Source organism: Brevibacillus daliensis (genome assembly GCF_021245735.1).
GTDB lineage: Bacteria > Bacillota > Bacilli > Brevibacillales > Brevibacillaceae > Brevibacillus_B > Brevibacillus_B daliensis.
In genome coordinates, this window is the sequence record NZ_JAJISB010000023.1 from 43,467 (window position 1) to 66,612 (window position 23,146).

Annotated in this window: 24 protein-coding genes; 18 read left to right on the forward strand and 6 right to left on the reverse strand. The window is 40.7% G+C overall.

The window, feature by feature from the left end; genetic code table 11:
• Positions 1-216: 216 nt before the first annotated feature.
• The gene (locus LM917_RS16485; protein ID WP_232698701.1) at positions 217-465 is read left to right on the forward strand and encodes a ferredoxin; all 249 of its coding nucleotides are present in this window, start codon (positions 217-219) and stop codon (positions 463-465) included.
• Between the two features lie 61 nt (positions 466-526).
• Here LM917_RS16485 and LM917_RS16490 read toward each other — a convergent pair whose 3' ends face one another.
• Complete coding sequence (locus LM917_RS16490) at positions 527-1,147, reverse strand: GTP pyrophosphokinase (RefSeq protein WP_232698778.1); 621 nt, start codon at positions 1,145-1,147, stop codon at positions 527-529.
• Positions 1,148-1,355: 208 nt separating this feature from the next.
• Here LM917_RS16490 and LM917_RS16495 point away from each other — a divergent pair, with 208 nt between their 5' ends.
• The 5 genes from LM917_RS16495 (at position 1,356) to LM917_RS16515 (ending at position 5,630) form a co-directional block, all read left to right on the forward strand.
• Positions 1,356-1,661 carry a hypothetical protein gene (locus LM917_RS16495; RefSeq protein ID WP_232698702.1) on the forward strand — a complete coding sequence of 102 codons (306 nt, stop codon included), beginning with the start codon at positions 1,356-1,358 and terminating at the stop codon, positions 1,659-1,661.
• Between the two features lie 277 nt (positions 1,662-1,938).
• Complete coding sequence (locus tag LM917_RS16500) at positions 1,939-3,231, forward strand: hypothetical protein (protein WP_232698779.1); 1,293 nt, start codon at positions 1,939-1,941, stop codon at positions 3,229-3,231.
• A gap of 605 nt (positions 3,232-3,836) precedes the next feature.
• A complete protein-coding gene (locus tag LM917_RS16505; protein ID WP_232698703.1) occupies positions 3,837-4,196 on the forward strand; it encodes a VOC family protein in 360 nt (119 codons plus the stop codon).
• Between the two features lie 324 nt (positions 4,197-4,520).
• Positions 4,521-4,742: a hypothetical protein gene (locus LM917_RS16510; protein WP_232698704.1), complete on the forward strand. Its 222-nt coding sequence runs from the start codon at positions 4,521-4,523 to the stop codon at positions 4,740-4,742.
• Positions 4,743-4,772: 30 nt separating this feature from the next.
• Complete coding sequence (locus LM917_RS16515) at positions 4,773-5,630, forward strand: metallophosphoesterase (RefSeq protein WP_232698780.1); 858 nt, start codon at positions 4,773-4,775, stop codon at positions 5,628-5,630.
• Positions 5,631-5,766: 136 nt separating this feature from the next.
• Here LM917_RS16515 and LM917_RS16520 read toward each other — a convergent pair whose 3' ends face one another.
• The 3 genes from LM917_RS16520 to LM917_RS16530 form a co-directional block, all read right to left on the reverse strand.
• Positions 5,767-6,513, reverse strand: a complete 747-nt coding sequence (locus LM917_RS16520) for an amino acid ABC transporter ATP-binding protein (protein ID WP_255668356.1) — start codon at positions 6,511-6,513, stop codon at positions 5,767-5,769.
• A 15-nt stretch (positions 6,514-6,528) separates the two neighbouring features.
• Complete coding sequence (locus LM917_RS16525) at positions 6,529-7,188, reverse strand: amino acid ABC transporter permease (RefSeq protein ID WP_232698705.1); 660 nt, start codon at positions 7,186-7,188, stop codon at positions 6,529-6,531.
• A gap of 89 nt (positions 7,189-7,277) precedes the next feature.
• Positions 7,278-8,060 (reverse strand): amino acid ABC transporter substrate-binding protein, encoded by a 783-nt coding sequence (locus LM917_RS16530; protein ID WP_232698707.1) that lies wholly within the window; start codon positions 8,058-8,060, stop codon positions 7,278-7,280.
• Between the two features lie 324 nt (positions 8,061-8,384).
• On the opposite strand from LM917_RS16530, the gene infC reads away from it, so the two are divergent.
• Entirely contained in the window at positions 8,385-8,870 is a 486-nt protein-coding gene (gene infC, locus LM917_RS16535; RefSeq protein WP_232698708.1) for a translation initiation factor IF-3, read from the forward strand.
• 156 nt (positions 8,871-9,026) lie between these two features.
• Here infC and LM917_RS16540 read toward each other — a convergent pair whose 3' ends face one another.
• Positions 9,027-9,545, reverse strand: coding sequence for a VanZ family protein (locus LM917_RS16540; protein WP_232698709.1), 519 nt, complete (start codon positions 9,543-9,545; stop codon positions 9,027-9,029).
• 211 nt (positions 9,546-9,756) lie between these two features.
• Between LM917_RS16540 and LM917_RS16545 the strand changes: the two genes are divergently transcribed.
• From LM917_RS16545 to LM917_RS16555, 3 genes are all read left to right on the forward strand, one after another.
• Entirely contained in the window at positions 9,757-10,605 is an 849-nt protein-coding gene (locus tag LM917_RS16545) for a GNAT family N-acetyltransferase (protein WP_232698782.1), read from the forward strand.
• A gap of 102 nt (positions 10,606-10,707) precedes the next feature.
• On the forward strand, positions 10,708-11,874 hold the full coding sequence (locus tag LM917_RS16550; RefSeq protein ID WP_232698710.1) for a CapA family protein: 1,167 nt from the start codon (positions 10,708-10,710) through the stop codon (positions 11,872-11,874).
• Between the two features lie 210 nt (positions 11,875-12,084).
• Entirely contained in the window at positions 12,085-13,203 is a 1,119-nt protein-coding gene (locus LM917_RS16555; protein ID WP_232698711.1) for an NAD(P)-dependent alcohol dehydrogenase, read from the forward strand.
• Positions 13,204-13,292: 89 nt separating this feature from the next.
• Here LM917_RS16555 and murB read toward each other — a convergent pair whose 3' ends face one another.
• On the reverse strand, positions 13,293-14,207 hold the full coding sequence (murB, locus tag LM917_RS16560; RefSeq protein ID WP_232698712.1) for a UDP-N-acetylmuramate dehydrogenase: 915 nt from the start codon (positions 14,205-14,207) through the stop codon (positions 13,293-13,295).
• 688 nt (positions 14,208-14,895) lie between these two features.
• On the opposite strand from murB, the gene LM917_RS16565 reads away from it, so the two are divergent.
• The 8 genes from LM917_RS16565 (at position 14,896) to LM917_RS16600 (ending at position 23,132) form a co-directional block, all read left to right on the forward strand.
• Entirely contained in the window at positions 14,896-15,495 is a 600-nt protein-coding gene (locus tag LM917_RS16565; protein WP_232698714.1) for a TetR/AcrR family transcriptional regulator, read from the forward strand.
• Between the two features lie 56 nt (positions 15,496-15,551).
• Positions 15,552-17,075 carry an o-succinylbenzoate--CoA ligase gene (locus LM917_RS16570; protein WP_232698715.1) on the forward strand — a complete coding sequence of 508 codons (1,524 nt, stop codon included), beginning with the start codon at positions 15,552-15,554 and terminating at the stop codon, positions 17,073-17,075.
• 12 nt (positions 17,076-17,087) lie between these two features.
• Positions 17,088-17,504 (forward strand): MaoC family dehydratase, encoded by a 417-nt coding sequence (locus tag LM917_RS16575; RefSeq protein ID WP_232698716.1) that lies wholly within the window; start codon positions 17,088-17,090, stop codon positions 17,502-17,504.
• Entirely contained in the window at positions 17,501-18,529 is a 1,029-nt protein-coding gene (locus LM917_RS16580; protein WP_232698717.1) for a 3-oxoacyl-ACP synthase, read from the forward strand. Before LM917_RS16575 ends, LM917_RS16580 begins: the two co-directional genes overlap by 4 nt.
• The gene (locus tag LM917_RS16585) at positions 18,530-20,392 is read left to right on the forward strand and encodes an NHL repeat-containing protein (protein ID WP_232698718.1); all 1,863 of its coding nucleotides are present in this window, start codon (positions 18,530-18,532) and stop codon (positions 20,390-20,392) included.
• Between the two features lie 112 nt (positions 20,393-20,504).
• Complete coding sequence (locus tag LM917_RS16590; protein WP_232698783.1) at positions 20,505-21,665, forward strand: substrate-binding domain-containing protein; 1,161 nt, start codon at positions 20,505-20,507, stop codon at positions 21,663-21,665.
• An 11-nt stretch (positions 21,666-21,676) separates the two neighbouring features.
• Positions 21,677-22,456, forward strand: coding sequence for an ABC transporter ATP-binding protein (locus LM917_RS16595; RefSeq protein ID WP_232698719.1), 780 nt, complete (start codon positions 21,677-21,679; stop codon positions 22,454-22,456).
• Complete coding sequence (locus LM917_RS16600; protein ID WP_232698720.1) at positions 22,431-23,132, forward strand: ABC transporter ATP-binding protein; 702 nt, start codon at positions 22,431-22,433, stop codon at positions 23,130-23,132. Before LM917_RS16595 ends, LM917_RS16600 begins: the two co-directional genes overlap by 26 nt.
• The last annotated feature ends 14 nt before the right edge of the window (positions 23,133-23,146 follow it).

A 23,146-nucleotide genomic window follows, 5' to 3' on the forward strand; every position in this document is an offset into this window, starting at 1 on the left:
TTTAATAAAAAGGCGTAGATATGCTCTTCAAAGTTAGTAAAGTTACATGAAAATAAGGAAAAAAACTTATAGCCCGACTATATATTAATTTACAAGGACAAAAAACAAGGAAAAATGTATAAAAAACCGATAAGTGAGAAAGCACCTCTTTAATACCCGGGATAAGCATGGTATTATGACGATGGAGATTTAACTAATAGAAAGGTGGATGTTATTATGCCTAAGTACACAATTGTAGATAAGGATACCTGTATTGCCTGCGGTGCCTGTGGAGCTACTGCACCTGACGTTTATGATTACGATGATGAAGGTCTGGCATATAGCGTGCTCGATGATAATCAAGGAAACATCGAAATTCCAGATATCTTGGTAGACGATATGAGCGATGCACTTGAAGGTTGCCCTACAGGATCTATCAAAATTGCAGATGCACCATTTGATGGAGATCCTTTAAAATACGATTAAATTATCTAATTAGAGTGTATTATAAAAATCCCCGGACTATTTTGACCGGGGATTTTTCCTGTTATGGTAGTTCTTTATATCGATCCATTTCTTTGTTGAGATTTTCCATTTTGTGATCGAGGTGTGAGACGACGCCAGCTGCTTCTTTTAATTCGGCAAGTAAGTGGTTAGGGACTTCCTTTTTAAATTTATAATAGATCTTATGTTCTAAACTAGCCCAGAAATCCATAGCTACTGTTCTAATTTGGACTTCAACGGGAACATTTTCTACTCGATCCGACAGGAATACAGGAATCTCCAAGAGTAGGTGAAGACTTTTATATCCATTCGCTTTTGGGTTCTTAATATAATCTTTGACTTCAACAACGGTGATATCCTTTTGTTTTTGCAACATTGTAGCCAGTTCGTATATATCAGAGATAAATGAGCAGGTAATACGTATACCAGCAATATCTTTAATGTTATCTCGAATAGATTCTATAGATAGGTCAATATCCTTACGTTGAGCCTTTAGGAAAATACTATCCGGAGATTTAAGTCGAGATTTAACATGTTCAATTGGATTATAATCGTGGACATATTGAAATTCTTCTTTTAGAATATTAATCTTGGTATTCATTTCATCTAAACCGAATTTATAAGCCATCAAAAATCTTGTTAGCTCATTTTTTAAGTGCTTCATCTTATCTAGATTATTTATTGTTACCTTTAGTGTCAATGTACGATCACTCTTTTCATAGTAGAATGGAAGTAAGCTCGATCTAACAGTGACGAGTCAAATACATTCCTACAACACGTCTATTATCTATCATAGTACGTAACAAATTAACTTTCAAATCATTTGGATGGTAATTTTAAAAAATGTTGGAAGATGTGAAGGAGGTACTGATTTGATCAAGGTATTTACTGAATATAAAGTAAAAAGGGATTGCAGAATGGAGTATATTACTTTATTAGAAGAATTGCGACATTATCATAGGAAAGCATGGGATATAGAAGACTTCCGGATTTTTGAGGGAGCGGATCAACCGGAATTATTCGTAGAGGAGTTCCATGTTCAGGATATGGAACGGTACCAGAAAATAAAAGAGGCTAGGCGTATTGAGCAGAATAAGATTCTGGAAAGACTTCATGATTGTATTGATGGTGGTGCAAAGAAAGTGAATATCTGGGCGTTTGTGGAAATCAATGAATAAAGTAGGAACGAGAAAACCGAGTAGATCATCAGAAGTATGATTGATGATCTACTCGGTTTTTTCTATTTATTATTCAACGTTCTCCAATAATAAAAACTCAGATTTTTGATTATTTTATAATATAGAATCTCATGACTTGGGATACATTATTAATTAGAAACAGCCAAATCGTCAATTTTAATGGAGGTGTTATATGATACGTATCAATAAAGAAAGATGGGTCATAGTTCAGAGTATATTTACATTTAGCCTACTAATGAGTACAGTCTTTATACCAATGCTTTTGTACATTGTATATGGATTGGAATTATCAACCGGGTTTGAAGGATATTGGCCATCAATCTTATTTTATACTACATATATAACTGGAGTATTCATTTGGATTCCTATAGTTAGCAGGTTGGGTATCTATCGATCTTTATATTGGTCTGTTTTCATTACGATCGTATCGATGGTTAGTCTTGCTTTTTTTAATGATTCTTATCAATGGCTTGAAGGAAGTGCGTTAGTTTCTGGGTTTTCAGTTAGTGCTATTTCTTCAATGAAAAGTACCTTATTATTTCGTCATGTAGAAAGAGGTGGACAAGTTTTCACCAAAAATCAGCAAGTATTAATTATTTTTATCGTTTTCTTGTTGTTATTCGTAATTCTTTTGGGAATCAGCTTAGTAAACCTACCACTATTAACATTAGCATATGGAGGTTGTTTGAGTAGTATACTCGTTGCCATAAGAAATTTTCCACCAATTGAAAAAGTCAAAGAAATGCCCTCTGTTTCAATCACGTGGGCAGTCATTTGGTTTCTGTTTTTTTCTCTATTTGTAATTCTTGTGCGAATGAGTCGTTATATAGACAATGAACAAATGATACTCTTTTTTCTTATTTTGGCAATAATACTTATTGGTTTTATGTTTGTCACATTAGTAAGAGCTCAATTTTTTCATAAGCTTTCTTCATCATTACCAACCAAACTAAAGGCACTATCATTTTTACTTGGATTTGGAAATGGCTATTTATTCGTGATAGGACTATTTTACAGTTTTGCATTTTACAATATTTTAACCGGTATTTTTATTGTTGTTGGTCCGTATTTTTTAGGGATTTTAATGTCATCACTGTTAAATAATAAACTCATTAAGAAAATGAATTCGTTATATATTTTTCTTGTAAGTACATTTTTAATGTTGTTCGGATTCTATTCTCCAATATTTATCATTCTTAGTGTAGCAATTAGTAGCTATTCATTTAGCATGATTTCTTCTCAAAATGATATAAAAGTATTTACCCATAATCCTTCACATAGAGAACTTTCATTACTCATTTACACGACTTGGAAATCGTTTGGGAATTTATGTGTACAATTTTTTGTATTTGTTGTGATTGTAGCAGTTGGAATCTACTACCATGTTGAATGGTCTCAACTTTTTCAAGCAATTGTTGGAAATTATGAGTTACAGATTCCGGGATTAACATTACCATTATTAATGTTTATTCTAGCATTCTGTTGTTGGCTGGGAATGGTGGGCTTAGGTTTTTGGCTCAGTAAAATAGCTAATTCTAAAAAAGCTTAGAATGTTGTAAGTAGGTACCTATGTAGGTACCTGCTTTATTTTTTATGACATACTACCAAAAAAGAAACCAAAATAGACTTATGCAACAACAAAGAGGGGAGGTATAAGGCTGCACAAGCAGAAATAGATCGTTGGAGTACAATGAAAGAAGTAAATGTAGCTATGCATAGTCTTTATCAAAGTGGTAAACTTACACTAATTTCTAAGAAGAGTAAGAATCTACATAGTTTCTACATAGTCATTTTAAAAAGGTGAGGCTATTGAATGAAGACCACATAAGAGCTATTGAGCAAACTATTATGTATATGAAAGACCATTTGAATGAAAATATTACAACCGATGATTTGGCAGCACGTGTAAACTATAGCCCTTTTCATTTACATGAATCAATATGAAACAAAGAACCTACCTGTCCCGACATTCTCTGAAAATCCCTCACCTCAGATTACTTGCCAGATTTAGCGCCTGAAACCTTTCATGGCATTATTTTTGTGCCCTGATCAGAAACAAATAAGAGAGCAGACTAGAAGAATTTCTCGATTCGCAGGCACATTATAATCCCAGTAACGAATACTAGCATTTTCTATAGGGATGAGGTGAAGAATATGGAGCAACTACCCGTTTACGATATGACTTTCCAGATTAGGGTGGCTGACTTTGAAGCAGGCTCTACATGGTATGAAGCATTGCTGAGACGCTCTCCTGATTTTATTCCACACGATGACTTTATCGAATGGGAACTGATAAAGGGATGCTGGCTTCAGCTTGCGAAAGGAGAACCTGCTATTGGCAGTGGTCCCTTACGTTTTGGAGTATCTGATATAGAGAAGGAGAGACAGCGAATAATCTCGGAACTAGGTGTGGAGGTTTCAGAAGTATACACAAGGGAAGGTGTGCCTGTTAAATGGTGCACGTTTGACGATCCTTTTGGTAATCGATTAGGGTTCTATCAGCATTTGGATTAAGGATACCTATAGCGTATATGAGATGAATATTTTGAAAAGAACGTCATTTGATGGCGTTCTTTTTTGTCATATTGGTGTAACATATATGCTTTACGATGGTTGTATTCAAAAGGCTAGTGGTCATGTTCCGACTCTTATAGCTATTGGCAGTAAGTTGATTGGATGATGCCCAGATTAAATGGGATACTACTCCAAATCGAAGAGAGTATTTGTGCAGGACCTCTGTGAGTAGATATACTAGGAGGCAGAATCTATAAAAATGGGATCGATCATGAAGCGACGACCATTGATACACATATCCTTCGATTCCGGGAAAAATTGGAGATGAGTGGATTAATATACATAAACAGGCTTCTAGAGCTTTCCCGGTTGCAAACAGATCAGTATACGGTGGAGCCATTTGGTTTTTTATTTGAACACTTGTTTAAAAAGCTGCAACAACAAGTAATTAGTGTTACCGTGCATAAAGACGAAGTACATCCGTGTGGTTTCACATTGGAGAAAATCGAGTTTTATTTTGTATTATCAACATGTAACAATCATTGAAACAATGTAAATAGGGGAACGTAAGCAGTGATGATAAAAGCTCTGAAAAGAATAGTATTTAGTTTTGTAGTAGTCTGTATGTTGCTCGCAGGAATTTTTTTCTATGCGTACAAGATAGAACCAAATGCCATAACTGTTACGAATCAAGACATACGGAGTGAGTACCTTCCAGAAGGTTTTCATGGGAAGAAGATTGTGCAGTTTTCTGATACGCACTTGGGTTCAGATTATTCGCTTGAACAATTACAAGAGTTGGTAGATAAGATGAATGCTATTAATCCTGATATTGTGGTATTCACTGGTGATTTGATTGACAACTTTGCACAGTACTCATCAGAAAGAGAACAAGTACAATCGATTTTGGCAAAAATTCATGCACCACTTGGAAAGTATGCTGTATTTGGCAACCATGATCGAGGCGGTGGAGCCAGCAGATTTTATAAGGCATATATGGAGAAGGCGGGATTCACTGTACTTGTTAATGAAACAGACAAGATCGAATTGGAAAATGGCGATAGGATCACCATAGCGGGACTGGACGATTTTTTATTAGGTAAGCCAAACATAGAAAATACGCTACGTAAACTTAATGCAAAAGAGTTCAATCTGTTAATGGTACATGAACCAGATGTGGTTGAGGAGGTATTATCATTTCCAGTAGATCTTCAATTATCTGGGCATAGTCATGGAGGACAAGTGCAACTACCATTTATAGGAGCTTTGTATACACCACCATTAGCTGAAAAATATGTAGAGGGACACTATTTTCTATCAGGAACTCATAAGCGATTGCAGTTATATGTAAATCGCGGGATTGGAACAACCAGAGCCCCGTATCGATTAGGAAGCAAACCTGAACTTTCAATTTTTACACTACAAGGAATGTGAAGGATACACAGGTAAATAACAAAGGGAGATAGATTTAATACGTTTCAAGCTTAGAGTATATAAAACAGAAAGCAGGCTGTAACTTCCCTTTTTAAAACGGGGGCGCTACAGCCTGCTTTTCCTGTAGAAGTGATCGTTATGAACGTACACTTTGTATAAATGATTTTGTCCGATCAAATTGAGGATTGCCAAAGATCTGTTCAGGCGTGCCGGATTCGAGAATTTCCCCATCATCCATAAACATAATCTTGTCTGCGACTTCCTTGGCGAAGCCCATTTCGTGGGTGACGACAAGCATCGTCATGTTTTCTTCAGCCAGTTGCTTGATTACTTGCAGGACCTCCCCTGTTAATTCAGGGTCAAGAGCAGAAGTAGGTTCGTCAAACAACATGATATCTGGGTTCATCATCAGAGCGCGAGCGATAGCAACACGTTGCTTTTGCCCCCCTGATAGCTTGCCAGGATAAGCATCAGCTTTATTTGCCAGTCCTACTTTTGCCAGCAAGTCTTTTCCACGGTTGCTGATTGCTTCAGCTGATTCTTTCTTTACGAGCTTTGGTGCTAGCTCGATATTTTCTTTAACAGTCAGGTGTGGGAAGAGGTTAAAGTGCTGAAAAACCATGCCCATTTTAGACGTGATACGCTTTTGCTCAGCGGCATTGGCATAAATACCGTCTTTTACAAGATAATCGCCATGGATAGCAACGCTTCCCCCATTGATGTCTTCGAGGTGGATGAGACTTCGCAGCATCGTGCTTTTACCAGAGCCGGAAGGTCCAATAACAGCGATGACTTCATTTTTCTCTACGTTGAAGGAAACATCTTTTAACACGTCCAGATTGCCGAATGATTTTTTAAGGTTTGATACTTCTATGATAGCCATGTTAAGCCAGTCCTTTTATTCAAATGTAAGTCGTTTTTCAAGCTGTTTGAAAATCAGTGTTAGTACAAGAGTCATCAATAGATAGACGATACCCGCTATAAAAAAGGGAACAATTGTAAAATCACGATTTACTGCTGTTTGTGCAAAATGCAGGAGCTCTGGAACAGCAACTGCATATAACAGAGCCGTATCTTTCACTAAGGTGATTGACTCGTTCGTGATAGAAGGCAGTGCCACACGGAACATCTGTGGCAGAATTACCCTTGTAGTGGTTTGAAATCTGTTTAAGCCTAGTACTTTCGATGCTTCATACTGCCCTTTGTCAATTGCCAGCAGACCGCCACGGAAGATTTCCGCAAAATAAGCAGCATAGTTTAATACAAATCCAAGACAAGCAGCGACAAACCTATCCATTACAAGGTATTCACCAATAACGGGAATGATCGGGAGTCCAAAACAGATGAAGAGTAACTGAAGCAGTAATGGGGTCCCACGCATCAAATAAATATACGAATGAGCGAACCAGGAAAGGGGTTTGATTTTACTGTTTGCCATGAGGGTAAAGAGAAAGCCAAGTGGAATGGAAATAACGATGGCAATCAGAAACAGGATGACTGTCGTCTGAGCGCCTTCCAGCATGGTTTTGGTAATATTCCATAGATATTCAATACTCATATTCAAATGCTCCTAATGAGACAAACCGGATTCTCATGGGGGAATCCGGTTGTCGTATTCTAGTGTAGTAATAAACTCTGTCTACTATCTTACTTAAGTACTTTATTTTCGCCAAACCATTTTTCAGAGATTTTTGCAGCAGTACCATCTTCATTTAAGGCATCCAGTGCTTTTTGAAGTTCGTTCAATAGCTCCTCGTTTCCTTTTTTCACGCCAATACCGTACTCTTCAGGTGCCAATGCATCGTCCAGATACTTGAAGGTACCTTCTTCTTTAGACATATAGTATTTAGCAACTACTTCATCAATTACAACTGCCTCTACACGGCCAATTTTCAAATCGCTTAGTGCTGTAACATTATCGGTGTATTCAGATATCGTACCTACTTTATCTTTAACCGGGTTACTATTTAATGCATCTGCTGCAGAAGATAAAGCTTGTAGACCTATATTTTTACCTGCAAGATCATCCAGTTTTGTGATGGGAGAGTCAGCTTTCGTAACAACAATTTGGCTATTTTTCAGGTATGGCTTCGTAAACAATACTTTTCCTTTACGCTCATCTGTAATTGTATAACCATTCCAGATCAAATCGATTCGGCCACTGTTCAATTCTGACTCTTTTGCTTTCCAATCGATTGGCTGGAAGACGACTTCATACCCCATTTTTTCAGCAGTTGCTTTCGCGTAATCGATGTCGAATCCAACGATTTCATTTTTTTCATCGCGGAAGCCCATCGGAGCGAATTTATCGTCAATACCGATTGTTAATTTTTTATCAGTACTACTGCTACTGGTATTAGCAGTGGAGCATCCTGTTGCAATAGCTAAGATCATAACGAAAATAAATAATAAGGACGAGATCTTTTTCATGGATATTTCCTCCCACATCTTTATGTTATTCACATCTTACACTTTAGTACGGTAAAATGCTAACTCGATAATATACTAAAATCTTCTCGTTTTTCTTCGTTATAATAGGTTTTCGTGGTATTTTCTTTCTATATCTCTTTATTTCGCTCCTTTTCATAGAAATGTGGAAATAATGGCGATAGGATTTTTCTTTCAAGGGTGATGGCGTTGACAACCCTGTACTGCTTTCTATGTAATGGTATGCTCAGTAGTATAAATTAATATCTCGTAGTTCGAATATTATTGACGAGTATAGAGAAATAAACGATAAGGTGGTTTACTGTTATGATTATGAACGAGAAGATTAAAGCATCGGAAGTCTTGTTAATAGGCTTGCAAGGTGAGGATTTAGGGATTGTAAAAACACAGGATGCGTTGCAAATGGCGAAAGAACATAAGGTTGATCTCGTATGTCATTCGTTGGTATCAAGCCCGCCACGATGTGAATTGATTGCAAAAGGTAACTATAAAGCACAGCAGGATCAAGAGAAGAAAAAGAGTCGTCAAGCGGAAAAGGGAATGAAAATAAAAGAGATACGTCTAAGTGCTTACATTGAAGATCATGATTACGACACCAAAAAACGTCAGGCAGAACGTGTACTTACATCTATGAATGGGGTTCAATTGGTGGTGTTGCTTGAGAAAAAAGAGGGTGAACTCGCTAAAGAGCTGGTAGAAAAACTGGTGAAGGATCTCAAGCATGTAGGAAAGCAGGACAAAGGTATTCAGGTAAGCGGGAAGAAAGTAGTGGCAACGATTCATCCACTCTAAGGAGGATGTTTTGTGAAAATCAGTCCGACTGTCGATTTTGAAGCAATTGCTCGTTTGAATCAACATGTGCACGATATTCATGTAAAACTATAATTCCATAGTCGTTATCATGTAAAAACAGCCAGGGAGCCTTTTACTACAAGGCTCCCTGGCTGTTTATGTTATTTGTCTTCTTGATAGTGCCCGATAGCATATCACATAAATAATATACCCCAGCACCCCACCGGTAGTATTTAATATTAAATCGTCTACATCAAATCTGCCAATTTGTAATACTAGCTGGGATACTTCCAGAATCAAACTGACAAAGAAGGATGCTAGCATCATTCTGAAGAGCGATGCAAAGCCTTTTTTAAAAAGAAGCGGTAACAAAATACCAAGTGGAACAAAGGCAATGATATTACCGGCGAATTGGACGAAGCCTCTCCAATCCTGATCGTGACGGATAGAATGGATATTTCGTTCAATCTCTCTAAAAGGAACGATATTGCCTCCATCTACCAGACGCTCTGTAATGGATGATTGCTCGGAGAACGAGTATTGCAACTGATCTATGAGAAAGGAAGGCTCAATACTGCCAAATTTAAATAGGATGACCCTACATAGAATATAAAGATAGAGAAGCAATAGCAGAAAAAGTCCGCATTTCTGAAGCAATTTGGTTAACAATGTCAAGGCTGTTCAAATCCGATCTTAATGAGTTTTTATGTTTCGATAAATCTATGTAGGCTACTTAAACCTTATACGTACATCTTAGCGAAGAGAGTGGGCAGAATACAACCTTAACCTATTTTGACAGTCTAAATAAGCATACAATTATAGCGACTATATGAGGATGACGAGAGATGAATCTCGTTAGTGATGAAGTGGAGTGAGATAAGTGGACATGTATAGCTATCAGCATCCAGGAGATTTCCTTCGTAGAGTTGGTCTCTATTTAGAACAAAATGAAGTGGAAAACAATCTGATACTTGGTTTATTGGAAGATTATCTTGAACGAGAGAAAGCTGGGAAGCGGCAAGTTACTCCTTTCCTCGCGACAGTTGAAGAAAAGAATCAACCTTTGGTAGTAATCGTAGAGAGAAGAACAGGCTACTTGGTGGTGACTGGTGATAGTGATTGTCCTAACGAGGCAATCCAGCTTGCGATGACCAGGCTCGACATGTCTTCCTACACGCTAAAGAAGCTATCGGGAAAACCAGAGATTGTTGATAGAATGGCAATCGATTGGGAGAAAAGAAACAAGATTCTAAAAAAGAGTAAGACAAATCAAATTATTTATAAGCTGGAACAGGTGGTTGCCGACGCCAATCAATCAGGATATCTTAGGCAGGCAAAGGAGAGTGACAGCAAGCTGGTTAGTGAATGGGTAAAGGATTTTTTTCAAGAGACTGGACAAGATGTTCCTATTGAACAAGTAATGGAAGGTGTAAGAAGGGGAATTAGTGAAAACAATTTCTTTTTATGGGAAGAAGACGGAAAGATTGTCTCCATGGCTAAAAAGGTGAGGGAAACGAAAAATGGCGGAGTGATAAGCCTTGTCTATACCCCCCGAACCTTGCGTGAAAATGGATTTGCTACTTCCTGTGTAACAGCTGTAAGTAAAGAACTGCTAGCTCAGGGTTTTACGTTCTGTTGCCTGTATGCAGATGAGGAAAATACAGCAGCGAATACTATGTATGAGAACATCGGCTACAAATCTGTACAAAAGTCGATCACGTATACTTTTGCTTGATTCTACAAGTTGTCTTTCTTAATAAAATTGACCAAAGCTGTCACTTTTCCTTCTTCAAAACAGTCTTAATAAATAGGGCGTTTTTTTGTAAGAGGTGAAGTAATGAAACAAAATCCCAAAAGTTTAAATCGAACGGAAAAAAGGCGGAGCACGAGGAAGCGAAAGAAACTTCGGATGCATATGCTTTTTTATACTTTTCTGATGACAGCAATACTGCTTTTCGGCAGTGTTCTAATTTTTTCCGATGAGCTGAGTACTGCCTTCTTTTCAGATAAACAGACATCAGGAGAACCGCCGATTGAGCCAGAGCAAACGCAGGAGCAAACCGTGCGACTTAGCTTCGCGGGGGATATCATGATGGCAGCAGGTCATGTGGAAACCTTGCTTAAGGATAAAGGCTATGAGTATGCATTTGCGCATGTAAAAGACCTCTTCCTTCAGGACGATTACACAGTAGGGAATCTGGAGACACCGCTAACAGAAAATGGTGCTCCGGCAGACAATAAGGAGTACGTGTATAAATCTTCTCCCCTAGCTGCTCCAGCCATGAAGGCCTCAGGAATTGACCTGCTGAATTTGGCTAATAACCATTCCATGGATCAGGGAGAAAGTGGACTGCTCGATACGATGCAGGCACTAGAACAGCATGAACTTGCTTATATCGGTTCAGGCAATAATGCGGATCGAGCATATTCACCTGTTTACGTGGAGCGGAATGGTATAAAAATCGCGTTTTTAGGTTTTACGAGAGTCATTCCGGAAACTAGCTGGTATGCAGGTAAAAACAAACCAGGTCTTGCTGTCAGCTATGATCCTGCGAAAGCAGTAGAGGCGATAAGCCAAGCTAAGAATCAGGCAGACGTCGTAATTGTGATTGCACATTGGGGGAAGGAAAAGGTAGACAATCCAGTAGATCATCAAAAGGAATTGGCACATGCATATATTGATGCAGGTGCAGATTTGATCGTGGGTGGACATCCGCATGTATTACAAGGCTTTGAACAGTATAAGGGCAAATGGATTGCCTATAGTACAGGTAATTTTATCTTTACACGTGCACCACAGCCGAAAACCTGGGAAACGATGGTGCTGCAAGCTACCCTTACCAAGGATGGAGGGTGTGAATTACAAGTGATTCCGCATCATGCCGAGTTAGGGCAGGCAGTACCGATGAATGAAGCAGAGAGTGATGCACTTCTCAAGCGACTGGAGTCAATCTCTGAAAATGGTGTTAAGATTGATGAACAGGGTTACGTGCGAAAATCATAGTATACGAATAAAGACTCGTAAATCTGATACCAGGTTGCGAGTCTTTTTTCTTGATGAATCGTTTCGGAAAGTATAGGCAAGTGCTGATTTGGCTTGATACTATCATAATCTTAATCGTATGATGATGTGGCATACAATGTGGAAAATGTTATTATTTTCTTGTTTGTATTTGCCGTGTGCAACATTCCTATATTTATGAGGTGAAGTAACATGAAAATAACAGCTGCGATTATTCATGAAAAAAGCGCAGAATTTAAGCTGGAAGAAGTGACTCTGTCAGAACCTAATGAAAATGAAGTATTGATAAAAATAATAGGTTCAGGTATTTGCCATACAGATGCTGTCGCTCGTGATCAACAAATTCATGTTCCTTTGCCAGCTGTATTGGGACACGAGGGTTCAGGTATCGTAGAAAAAGTAGGCGCGAACGTTACTACGGTTGAGCCTGGCGATCACGTGGTACTCTCCTTCACTTCATGCGGTCATTGCGAAAATTGCTTAAGCGGACATCCTGCTTCTTGTCTTACATGTAATGTTCTAAACTTTGGCGGTAAAATGATGGATGGTACGAATCGCATTCATCAGTGTGACCATCCCGTTTCCACCTTTTTTGGACAATCCTCCTTTGGGTCATTTGCAATCGCGCATGAGCGAAATGTTGTAAAAGTTGATAAAGATGTTGATTTGATGCTCCTTGGACCACTCGGTTGCGGGATTCAAACTGGAGCTGGAACGGTGCTTAATAAACTGCGTCCTGAATTTGGTACAACAATCGCCGTCTACGGCTGTGGTGCTGTAGGATTAAGCGCAATTATGGCTGCAAAGATTGCTGGCTGCAGTGAGATTATTGCTATCGATGTTCTTTCCAGTCGCTTAGAGTTAGCCAAAGAATTAGGGGCAACGCATGTTATTAACGGTAAAGAAGGTAATATAGTTGATGAGATACGCTCTCTAACCGATGGCGGAACAAATTACGCTGTCGAAACAACCGGGGTAGCTGTGGTTGTTCGTCAATCCGTGCAAGCCCTGCGTACATTGGGAACTGTGGCAATTGTAGGTGTAGGTGGAGAAGTATCGTTCCATCTTTTTGATGATTTGATGGCTCAAGGAAAAACAATGATGGGGGTAATTGAGGGGGATTCTGTTCCACAAACCTTTATTCCACGCCTCATTCATTTTTATAAAAAAGGAAAGTTCCCATTTGATAAAATGGTTGAATTTTATGAACTAGACGAAATTAATAAAGCATTTGATGATTTGAAGAAAGGGATTACGGTAAAACCAATTGTAATGATGGAGCCTAATGATGATTGTAATTGTTGTGGATAACAGCTGTCCTAGCTTGAGAGTGACAGGATAGTGTAATGAGAAAAGGCAAAGAAAGAACCAGATTGATATACTGGTTCTTTCTTTGCTTCTTATTCGTCTTCACCCAAAATCTTAACTTCCGTTTCCAAATCCACATTGTATTTAGCCTTCACCGTTTGTTGAACATGCTTGATGAGGTTCAAATAATCTGTTGCAGTCGCTTGATCTACATTGATAATAAACCCAGCATGCTTTTCTGAGATCTCTGCTCCACCAATGCGTGTTTTTTGCAAACCGCTATCTTGAATCAACTTGCCTGCAAAATGGTTAGGAGGTCGTTTAAAGACACTGCCACAAGAAGGATACTCTAATGGCTGCTTCGATTCACGTTGGAAGGTGAGATCATTCATTTTCTCTTGGATTAAGGCTTGGTCACCCAGTATTAGCTGAAAGGTTGCCTCTAATACAGTCGCCTTTTGGTCAGCAAATGCACTGCGACGATAGCCAAATTGGAAATCATCTGGACCCATTCGCAGTAATTCACCCTCAGATGTAAGCACAAGGGCTGATTGAAGAACATGTGCCACTTCTCCCCCATATGCTCCAGCATTCATATATAAAGCACCACCTACTGTACCGGGAATACCACAGGCAAACTCGAGACCAGTCAGGCTATTTCGTAAGGCTACCCGTGACACATCAATTATGGCTGCACCGCACCTGGCAACAATTTTTTGGTCGGTTACAGTAATTGTATCCAGTCTGACCAAATGTAGAACAATCCCGCGAATACCGCCATCACGTACAATCACATTGGACCCATTACCTAGAATGGTAACGGGAATCTCATTTTTTCGGGCATATTGAACTACCCCCTGCACTTCCTCGTATGAACCAGGCTGTACAAAGATATCAGCTTTTCCGCCTGTTTTAGTATGTGTATACGTTTTGAGTGGTTCGTTAATTTTGGCGATCCCTACTGTGATGATCTTTTCTATGTCTTGAATGATATGTTTTTGATTCATTATATTATCCATCCCCATTGAAAGCTGCTATATCTGTTTCTATTAACAATATTAAACTATACCAGTTTTGGTGACGATGCAAGTTTACTTTTATCCATTGCGTTGTGGGCTAGCAGAAGAAGCACATTTTTTGTCTGTGAACTTGTTAAGGTCCAGCAAGGATGCTAAGACTGTCCGCTACTGGGCAAAGAGTGCGGAAAGTGCAAAAGGCTGAGTAGCTACGCAGTATATCATGGGTTGCACTTTTTTATCCGCCCTCTTTGTCCAGTAGCTAGGTTGGACCTTAAAGGTTCTGGACAAAAAATGTGCTTCTTCTGCAAACGGCTTCAGTGGAAAAGCACAATCAAAGCCAAAAGCTTGAAAAACCAGATTCTCTTTTCATACAGAGCGTCTTGGCGAAGCCCAACTGAGCGGAGCACTATTCATCGGGAAAAAGAAGCGAAACCCAGCAAGTCTTACAGTGAATACATCGTTTAGAGCTTCCCCGGTGAATAGTGCGGAGCGGACAGTCTAACCCCTTGTAGGGCAAAGACTTTTAGCGAAGGGTGAAAAGAGAATCTGGTTTTCCCCCCTATGATAGGAATACCGCAATAATATAGTCTTCGGATGGTCAGAGACAAAAGATTTTATTGTAAGCACTTGAAATATTCAGAACATTACATATAATAAAAACTGAGAGGTGATTCAGGTGTCAGAAAATCAACCAACACAAACACTGACAAAAAAAGGTCTGGAAACAAGAGCGAAGCTGCTGCATGCTGCTGAACATATTTTTGGACAATACGGATATTATGAAGCTTCCATTGTGTTGATTACTCAACATGCTCAGGTGGCACAAGGTACTTTTTATAATTATTTCGAGTCCAAAAAGGCGATTTATGATGAAGTAGTCAGACAGCTGAATCGAGGTTTACGGGCACAAATAAAAGAAGAAATTGCTTCTGCAACCAGCCACGAAGACACCCTTCGAATCGGTTTTCTCGCTTTCTTTCGCTGGGTAAAAAATCATCCCAATTTGTATAGTATCGTTCAGCAGGCAGTTTTGGTCGATCAGGAATTGTATCGATGGTACTATGACAAATTGGCAATGGGGTACCAGAAAAGTTTAACCGTCGGTATTGATGAGGGAGCTTTTCGCAAGTTGGATCAGGAGACAATCGCTTACTGCTTACTGTCAATTGGCCAATTCCTCGGCATGAGATGGGTGTATTGGGAGGGGCAGGATGTACCGGAGGACGTATTCGAAACAGCGATGTCCATGGTTTTCGGCGGTCTTCAGGTTAAGTGATCGCTTTAAACAATAAAATGCAAACGTTTTCAAAGGTGAAGTAAAGGAGGAAGCCTATGCAAGGAATTACTTACTGGATCAAACAGCGAGCGTATCTTACCCCAAACCGCATTGCGATCATTGCGGAAGAACAACAAGTAACTTACCAGGAGATGTACGTCAAGATCACTCGAATGGCTCGTTTCCTGCAGAATGATTTGTCGGTTCAAAAAGGGGATCGAATTGGAATCTTATCACAAAACAGTATGGAGTTTGTTCTTCTGCTGTTTGCTATTGCAAAGTTGGGAGCGATAGCGGTTCCTTTTAATATTAGATTGACACCAGCAGAACTTAGCTATCAGTTTCAAGACAGTGGAATACGGATCTTATTCACACAGCGAGAGTTCGAGCTCTCCATCACTGCCAGTAAGGTAATGGATGTAGTAGAGCATCTGAATTGGCTAGATGAGAACCACCTTGCTTGGTCGAGTTATGAACCCCAAGCTGATGCAGTGATTGATGAAAACGAGTGGCGCTACGTGGGAACAGGTGAAGATCGCTACATCATCTGCTATACCTCCGGAACGACAGGAAAGCCGAAGGGAGCAGTGCTTACTCAGGAAAATATGTTTTGGAATGCATGCAATAATATAACTGCCATTGATATTACCTCTTATGATCGTGTGATCGTACTCTTACCCCTGTTTCATATCGGGGGGATTGGATTGTTCGCATTTCCTACCTTCTTTGCCGGGGGGACTGTGGTTATTCCCGGTAAATTCCATCCAGATAAAGCCCTACAGCTCATTGAAGAACATCAAGTTACCGTCGTCATGGGGGTACCCGCTATCCATGATGCAATTCGTAAAAGTCCACTTTTCCACACCTCAGATCTGAGTTCCGTTCGTTGGTTTTACAATGGCGGTGCTCCTTGTCCACATGAATTGATTATCCAGTACCATCAGTTGGGACTTCCGTTTGGTCAAGGGTTTGGCCTGACCGAAACGTCCCCCACCGTATGTATGCTCACCAAAGAAGATGCTCATAGAAAAGTAGGTTCAATTGGCAAGCCAGCTCTGTTTTGTGAGATTCGTCTGGTCAACAATGAAGGCGAAGACGTGATACAAGGCGAGATTGGGGAATTACTAGTCAAGGGTCCCCATGTCATGAAGGAGTACTGGAACCTGCCTGATGAAACGAATAAAGCAATTCGTGATGGCTGGTTTTACACGGGTGATTTGGCTAAGCAGGACGAAGAAGGCTTTGTCTATATCGCAGGTCGTCGCAAAGAAATGATTATCTCAGGTGGCGAAAATATTTATCCGCTGGAACTGGAACAGACGATTGGCGATCTGGAAGGGGTAGAAGAGGTAGCGGTTATCGGAGTGCCGGATGAAAAGTGGGGAGAGGTTGCCAAAGCATTCATTGTACCTAAAAAAGATGCTTTGCTTACACGTGAACAAGTGCAAGCGTACTGTGAGGAACGATTAGCACGTTATAAAATACCGAAATATTTTGTCTTTTTATCTGAGTTACCGCGAAATGCAACAGGAAAAATCGTAAAACAATCTCTAGCAAAAATGGAAACAACTACACTCTAGTGAGGTGAAGAAATGGCTTTTTTTACTCAAGGGCAAACGGCGTCATTTAGTAGAACCATAACAGAAACGGACTTCGTTATGTTTGCAGGATTAAGCGGAGATTACAACCCTGTTCATGTGGATCAGGAGTATGCCAGGGAAACGAGGTTTGGTCAGCGGATATCGCATGGACTACTCACAGCTAGCTTACTTTCACGCTTGCTTGGCATGCACTTGCCTGGAATAGGTTCCGTCTACAAAGACCAGACGCTTCAATTCAAGGCACCAGTATTTATCGGAGATACGATAACGGCTACCGCTACCGTTCAAGATTTTAATGAAGAACGAGGCATCATTACCTTGCTAACGGAATGTACCAATCAGCATGGCAAGATTGTATTAACAGGAACAGCAACGATGCTCGTACCGAAAGAAGGAGAGAAAGTATGATCGAAACCAACAAAGAACTAGAAATCGGGATTGAGGCAACAGGTGTATATTTTCCAGAGAGTGTTGAAAAAGCTAGTGAACTCGCGGTCAAAACAGGCATATCTGAATCAGTTATTATCGAAAAATTCGGTCTTTATGAAAAGCATGTAGCAGATGGTAGCTTGCACGCATCCGATCTAGCTGTTCGAGCAGCTAAAAGTATTGTGGGAACTGCGGTAGATGCGAATGAGATCGATGCCATAATCTACTTCGGCAGTCCGCATAAGGATTATTATATCTGGTCCAGTGCACCCAAAATTCAACATGAATTGGGTGCAAAGGGGGCTTACGCTTTTGAAATTATGAATGTAAGCTCTGGGTTTCCTATTGCATTGAAGGTTGCCAAGGATATGCTTGTAGCTGATTCCTCCATTACTAACATTCTTCTGGTGGCAGGGTGTAAGGAATCTCAAGTAATTGACTACGATAACCCACGTTCACGATTCATGTTTAACTTTGCTGATGGTGGAACAGCTGCACTGATAAAACGTGGATCACAGAAAAGTAGGATTTTGGAAAGCGCGATCATTACTGATGGTTCGTTTCATGATGATGTGAAGGTTCCGGCAGGCGGTTCCAAGCATCCAACCAGTCTACAAACCGTTGAGGAGCGTCTTCATTACATCGATGTGACTAATCCGGCTAGCATGAAGGAGCGTCTAGATCCTGTGTCCATTCCCTATTTCGTAAAAGTGGTGGAACAAGCATTGGAGAAGAGTGGTCGTACCTTGGCTGATTTAAAGTTACTTCTTCCGTTACATACAAAGAGGTCCATGTTTATGGATTTGATCGGAAGGCTAGGTATCAAGGAGGATCAGGCGGTCTATCTGGACCATCATGGCCATATGTCAGCGCTTGATCCATGTGTGGGACTTCATTTTGCACAGGAGAGAAAATTGCTTCAACCAGGTGATATAGCAGTTGCCGTAAGTGCTGGAACGGGCTATACCTGGGCAGCGACAGTAATTGAATGGGTGGGTGAATAGATGAACAAGTGGACATGGGCAAAAAGAGGATGGAAGACAGGGATATTCACGTTGTTGTTACTAGCTCTTTTTATCAGCAATGTTCAGGCAGCTAGCTTCTCACATGAAGATACATGGGGTAATGCTAATGATCGTTCGCAAAAATTCCGGACTCCCGTAGCGATGGGTAAGGATGCAAAGGGCAATCTCTACATGGCAGATATGGGAAATCATCGGATTGTCCTGTTGAATTCGGAAGGAAAAATAACAGGAACGTTTGGCCAGCTGGGAAGTGGTAATGGCGATTTTAACATGCCATTTGGAGTCGTGGTTGATAAAAATGGCGATATCCTGGTAGCAGACACAGCCAATTACCGGATTCAAAAATTTGATTCTCAGTTCAACTTTATTAAGAGCTGGGGAACAAAGGGAAAAGGAAACGATGAATTTGGTTTCCCACGCGAGATCGCTATTGATAGTCAAAACAATTACTACGTAACGGATGAATTTAATCATCGCATTCAAAAATTTGATCAGGATGGCACATACTTACAAACCATAGGTAGCTACGGTCGAGGAGATGGAGAATTTGCTCTGCCACAAGGAATAGCCATCAATAATCAAGATGAAGTCTACGTAGCAGATACCTATAATAACCGGATTCAGGTGTTTGATTCGAGCGGAACATTCCTTAGACAGGTTGGAGATGGGAAATCGGGGTTAGGACCGTACCAATTTTATCACCCACGGGGACTCAATTTTGATCCAGCCTCAGGGAATTTGTTTGTAGCTGATACCTATAACAATCGGATTACCAAGTTTAATCAACAGGATAAATTCCAATATACCGTTGGCGGCTTTCCTAGTCTGATTTATCCGAACCAGGTCTTACCTGATGGAGATGGCTTGTTATATGTAACAGATACGACGAACAATCGGATCGCTGTTTATGTGGATGGGCCTGTGACCGCAGTGTTAGGTCGCTACATTGGGGACGCACGTAACGGAGATAAGGAATATGCAGGTCCTTATGATGTCGAGGTTGATCCTAATGGAAACATTTTCGTAGCCGACTCGTTTAATCATCGCATCTTGAAGTATAACAAGTCAGGGTCTCTGATTAGCAAATGGGGAACTAATTTTGGAGTAGGTGGACCGAATGGCTTTGGAAGTCTCGTCGGTCAATTCATGATCCCAAGACAAATTGCTATCGATAAATATGGATATGTATATGTAGCAGATTCCGCCAATCACAGGATTCAGAAGTTTACGAATGCAGGAGTTTTCGTTTCGACGTATGGCTCTTTAGGTACATTAAGTGGATTTTTCCAATTCCCTAATGGGGTAGCGGTAGATAGTAAAGGGAATATTTTTGTATCTGACTCAGTTAATAACCGCATTCAAAAATTTAATGCATTCTTTGTTTATCAAACCGAATGGGGCGGAGCAGGAACAGGAGACGGGAAGTTTAATCAGCCTATGCAAGTGGCGATTGACTCCGAGGATAACGTGTATGTGGTGGATCGTGTCAATAACAGAATCCAAAAGTTTGATAACAGAGGTCGTTTTATTACGAAATGGGGAACTAATCAGGGCAGAGGTGACAATGATCCGCTTGAAAATTGGGAGGAAGGCGAAGGAGACATCTTTTTACCTACCGGAATTGCAATTGACAAACAGGATCGGGTTTATGTAACGGACACCTCTAATAACCGCATGGAAGTTTACGATGAAAATGGAGTATTCCTGTCTCAGTTTGGAAGTTTCAGTGGGGAAGAGAGGGAGTTCTTCTCTCCGCAGGGAGTAGGAATTGACTCATCTGGTGCACTCTGGATTGCTGACGGACTTCTACAACGAATCCAAAAATTTGTACCTGCAAAGTAGGTTCAAGGTGGGGGGATACTAGAATCCCCCACCCCAAAATACAGGGGGGATTTTCTTGAAAAAAAGAACATGGAAACAGGCAGCGTTCCTTGCATTATCAGCATGCTTGGTCATGGTATCTGGTTGCAGTACAAATGAAAGCGCTTCATCAGCAGGCGGTACGGATGTGATCAAAATCGGGGTTCTTGCCTCCCTTACAGGTCCATTAGAAAGCTATGGAAAACAAACGCAAAAAGGATTCGAGCTGGGTCTCGATTATGCAACCAAAGGCAAGCGTGAAGTGGCGGGCAAAAAGATCGAATTCATCGTAGAAGATACAGAAACTAAATCAGATGTAGCGGTTCAAAAGGCGACAAAGCTTTTGGAACAGGACAAGGTAGATTTTCTGGTTGGCTCCTCTAGCTCTGGGGATACCTTGGCGGTGTTGCCTCTAGCGGAAGAATACAAAAAAATCATGGTGGTTGAACCGGCAGTAGCAGATAGTATTACGGGCGAAAACTGGAACAAATATATTTTCCGTACAGGTCGTAACTCTTCCCAGGATGCAGTTGCCGGAGCCGCTGCAATTGCGAAAGATGGTGTGAAAATCGCAACCTTCGCGCAAGACAGCGCATATGGTCGAGAAGGAATTGGCGCCTTCAAATCGGCAGCAGAAAAACTGGGAGGAACCATTATCGCAGAAGAATATGCAGATGCCAGTACCACTGATTTTACAGCGAATATCCAAAAAATCATCAGTGCCAAACCTGACTATCTATTCATAACGTGGGCAGGCTCTAACTCACCTTGGAAACAATTGATGGATATGAAAGTATCCGAACAAGGTATCAAGATCTCCACAGCTGCTCCTGATATTGCAGCACTAAAAACGATGGATGCGCTAGTGGGTATGGAAGGCTTCTCCGTCTACTATCACACATTACCTAAAACAGAGATGAACACATGGCTTACAGACGAGCATAAAAAACGTTTTAATGGCGAGATTCCTGATTTATTTACGGCAGGTGGCATGACCGCAGCTGTGGCGATTGTAGAAGCACTGGAAAAAACAAAGGGTGACGTTGAAGTAGAAAACCTCATTAAAACCATGGAAGGGATGACCTTCGAAACACCAAAAGGCAAGATGCAGTTTAGAGCGGAAGACCATCAGGCGCTGCAAGCTTTGTATGCAATCAAGCTAGAAAAACAGGCTGGCTCCGATCATCCTGTACCAGTCTTTATGCGTGAATTAACCATGGAAGAAACAGCTCCACCTATCAAAAACAAAAAATAGAGGAGGGCGCTATGAGCTACCTCATGGAAACAAACGAACTGAGCATAGCGTTTGGAGAACAGACGGTCATCGACCGTGTCTCATTGAAACTGCCCAAGCATCGCTTCACCTCCATCATTGGTCCAAACGGTGCAGGGAAAACTACGTTATTCAACTTGCTAAGTGGACAACTACGACCTTCGCACGGAACGATCACGTATCAGGGACAGGTGATTACACACCTGTCCCCCGCAGCACGAACCAGGCTTGGGATAGGTCGTTCCTTTCAATTAACCAATCTATTCTCAAAGCTGTCGGTAAGAGAGAATATACGGCTCGCCGTTCAGGCTGCTCACGGTATACGCTTTCAGCTTTTTATGAGTAAAGCAGAGCAGGTGGCTCAGACAGAAGAAGTAGATCGATTACTAGAGCTGGTTTTACTTACTAAAAAAGCGGACGTCCAGGCAAGTCAATTAGCTCATGGTGAAAAAAGAAAGCTGGAAATAGCCATGCTGATTGGTCTCAAGCCGGAGCTGTTATTGCTGGATGAGCCAACAGCGGGCATATCTCTGGAAGAAGTGCCAGCGGTGTTGCAGGTCATAGAAACGATTAAACAAGATAAGTCCACTACGATTCTATTAATCGAACACAAGATGGACATGGTGAAATCACTCTCTGACCATATGGTTGTATTGTTTCATGGAGAGTTACTAGCAGAAGGGACACCCCAGGACGTTATGAAAAATGAACTGGTGCAGTCTGCTTACTTGGGAGGTTTGTATAAAGATGCTACTGCAGCTGGATCAAGTTGAAACCTACCTCGATCAATTTCATATTTTACAAGGTGTTTCCATGGAAGTGAAAAAGGGCAGCATTACCGTCTTATTTGGACGTAATGGGGCAGGTAAAACTACAACATTGCGTTCCATTATGGGACTTTCTCCTATCAGACATGGGAATATTCGCTATCAGGGCGAAGAGATTGGGCAACTTCCGACATATATGGTCGCACGAAAAGGGATTGGTTATGTCCCGGAGAATCAGGGGATTTTTACGGATTTTACAGTAGAAGAAACACTTCGGTTAGCCATGCAAAAAGGGAGCGATGAGGAGAAGGAAAAAATGGCATGGATGCTCGATTTATTTCCTGATCTAAAGTTGTACTGGAAGAAACAGAGCGGTCATTTAAGCGGAGGGCAAAAACAGATGTTGGCGATTGCGCGGGCGTATGTTAACAGCAATGGCTTGTTGCTTATCGATGAGCCAAGCAAAGGATTAGCACCCATTATGGTTGAGAAGGTCATGATGCATATTGAACAAATGAAACAGAAGACAACGGTTCTACTAGTGGAGCAAAACTTCTTTATGGCAAGCAGAATTGGCGAGCATTTTTACATTATGGATGAAGGTAAAATCGTGCATAGCGGGCAGATGCATGAGTTAACAGATGACGAAGAAGCGAAGCAGAAATATCTGGGCATCGCCTGATATATCGACAAGAG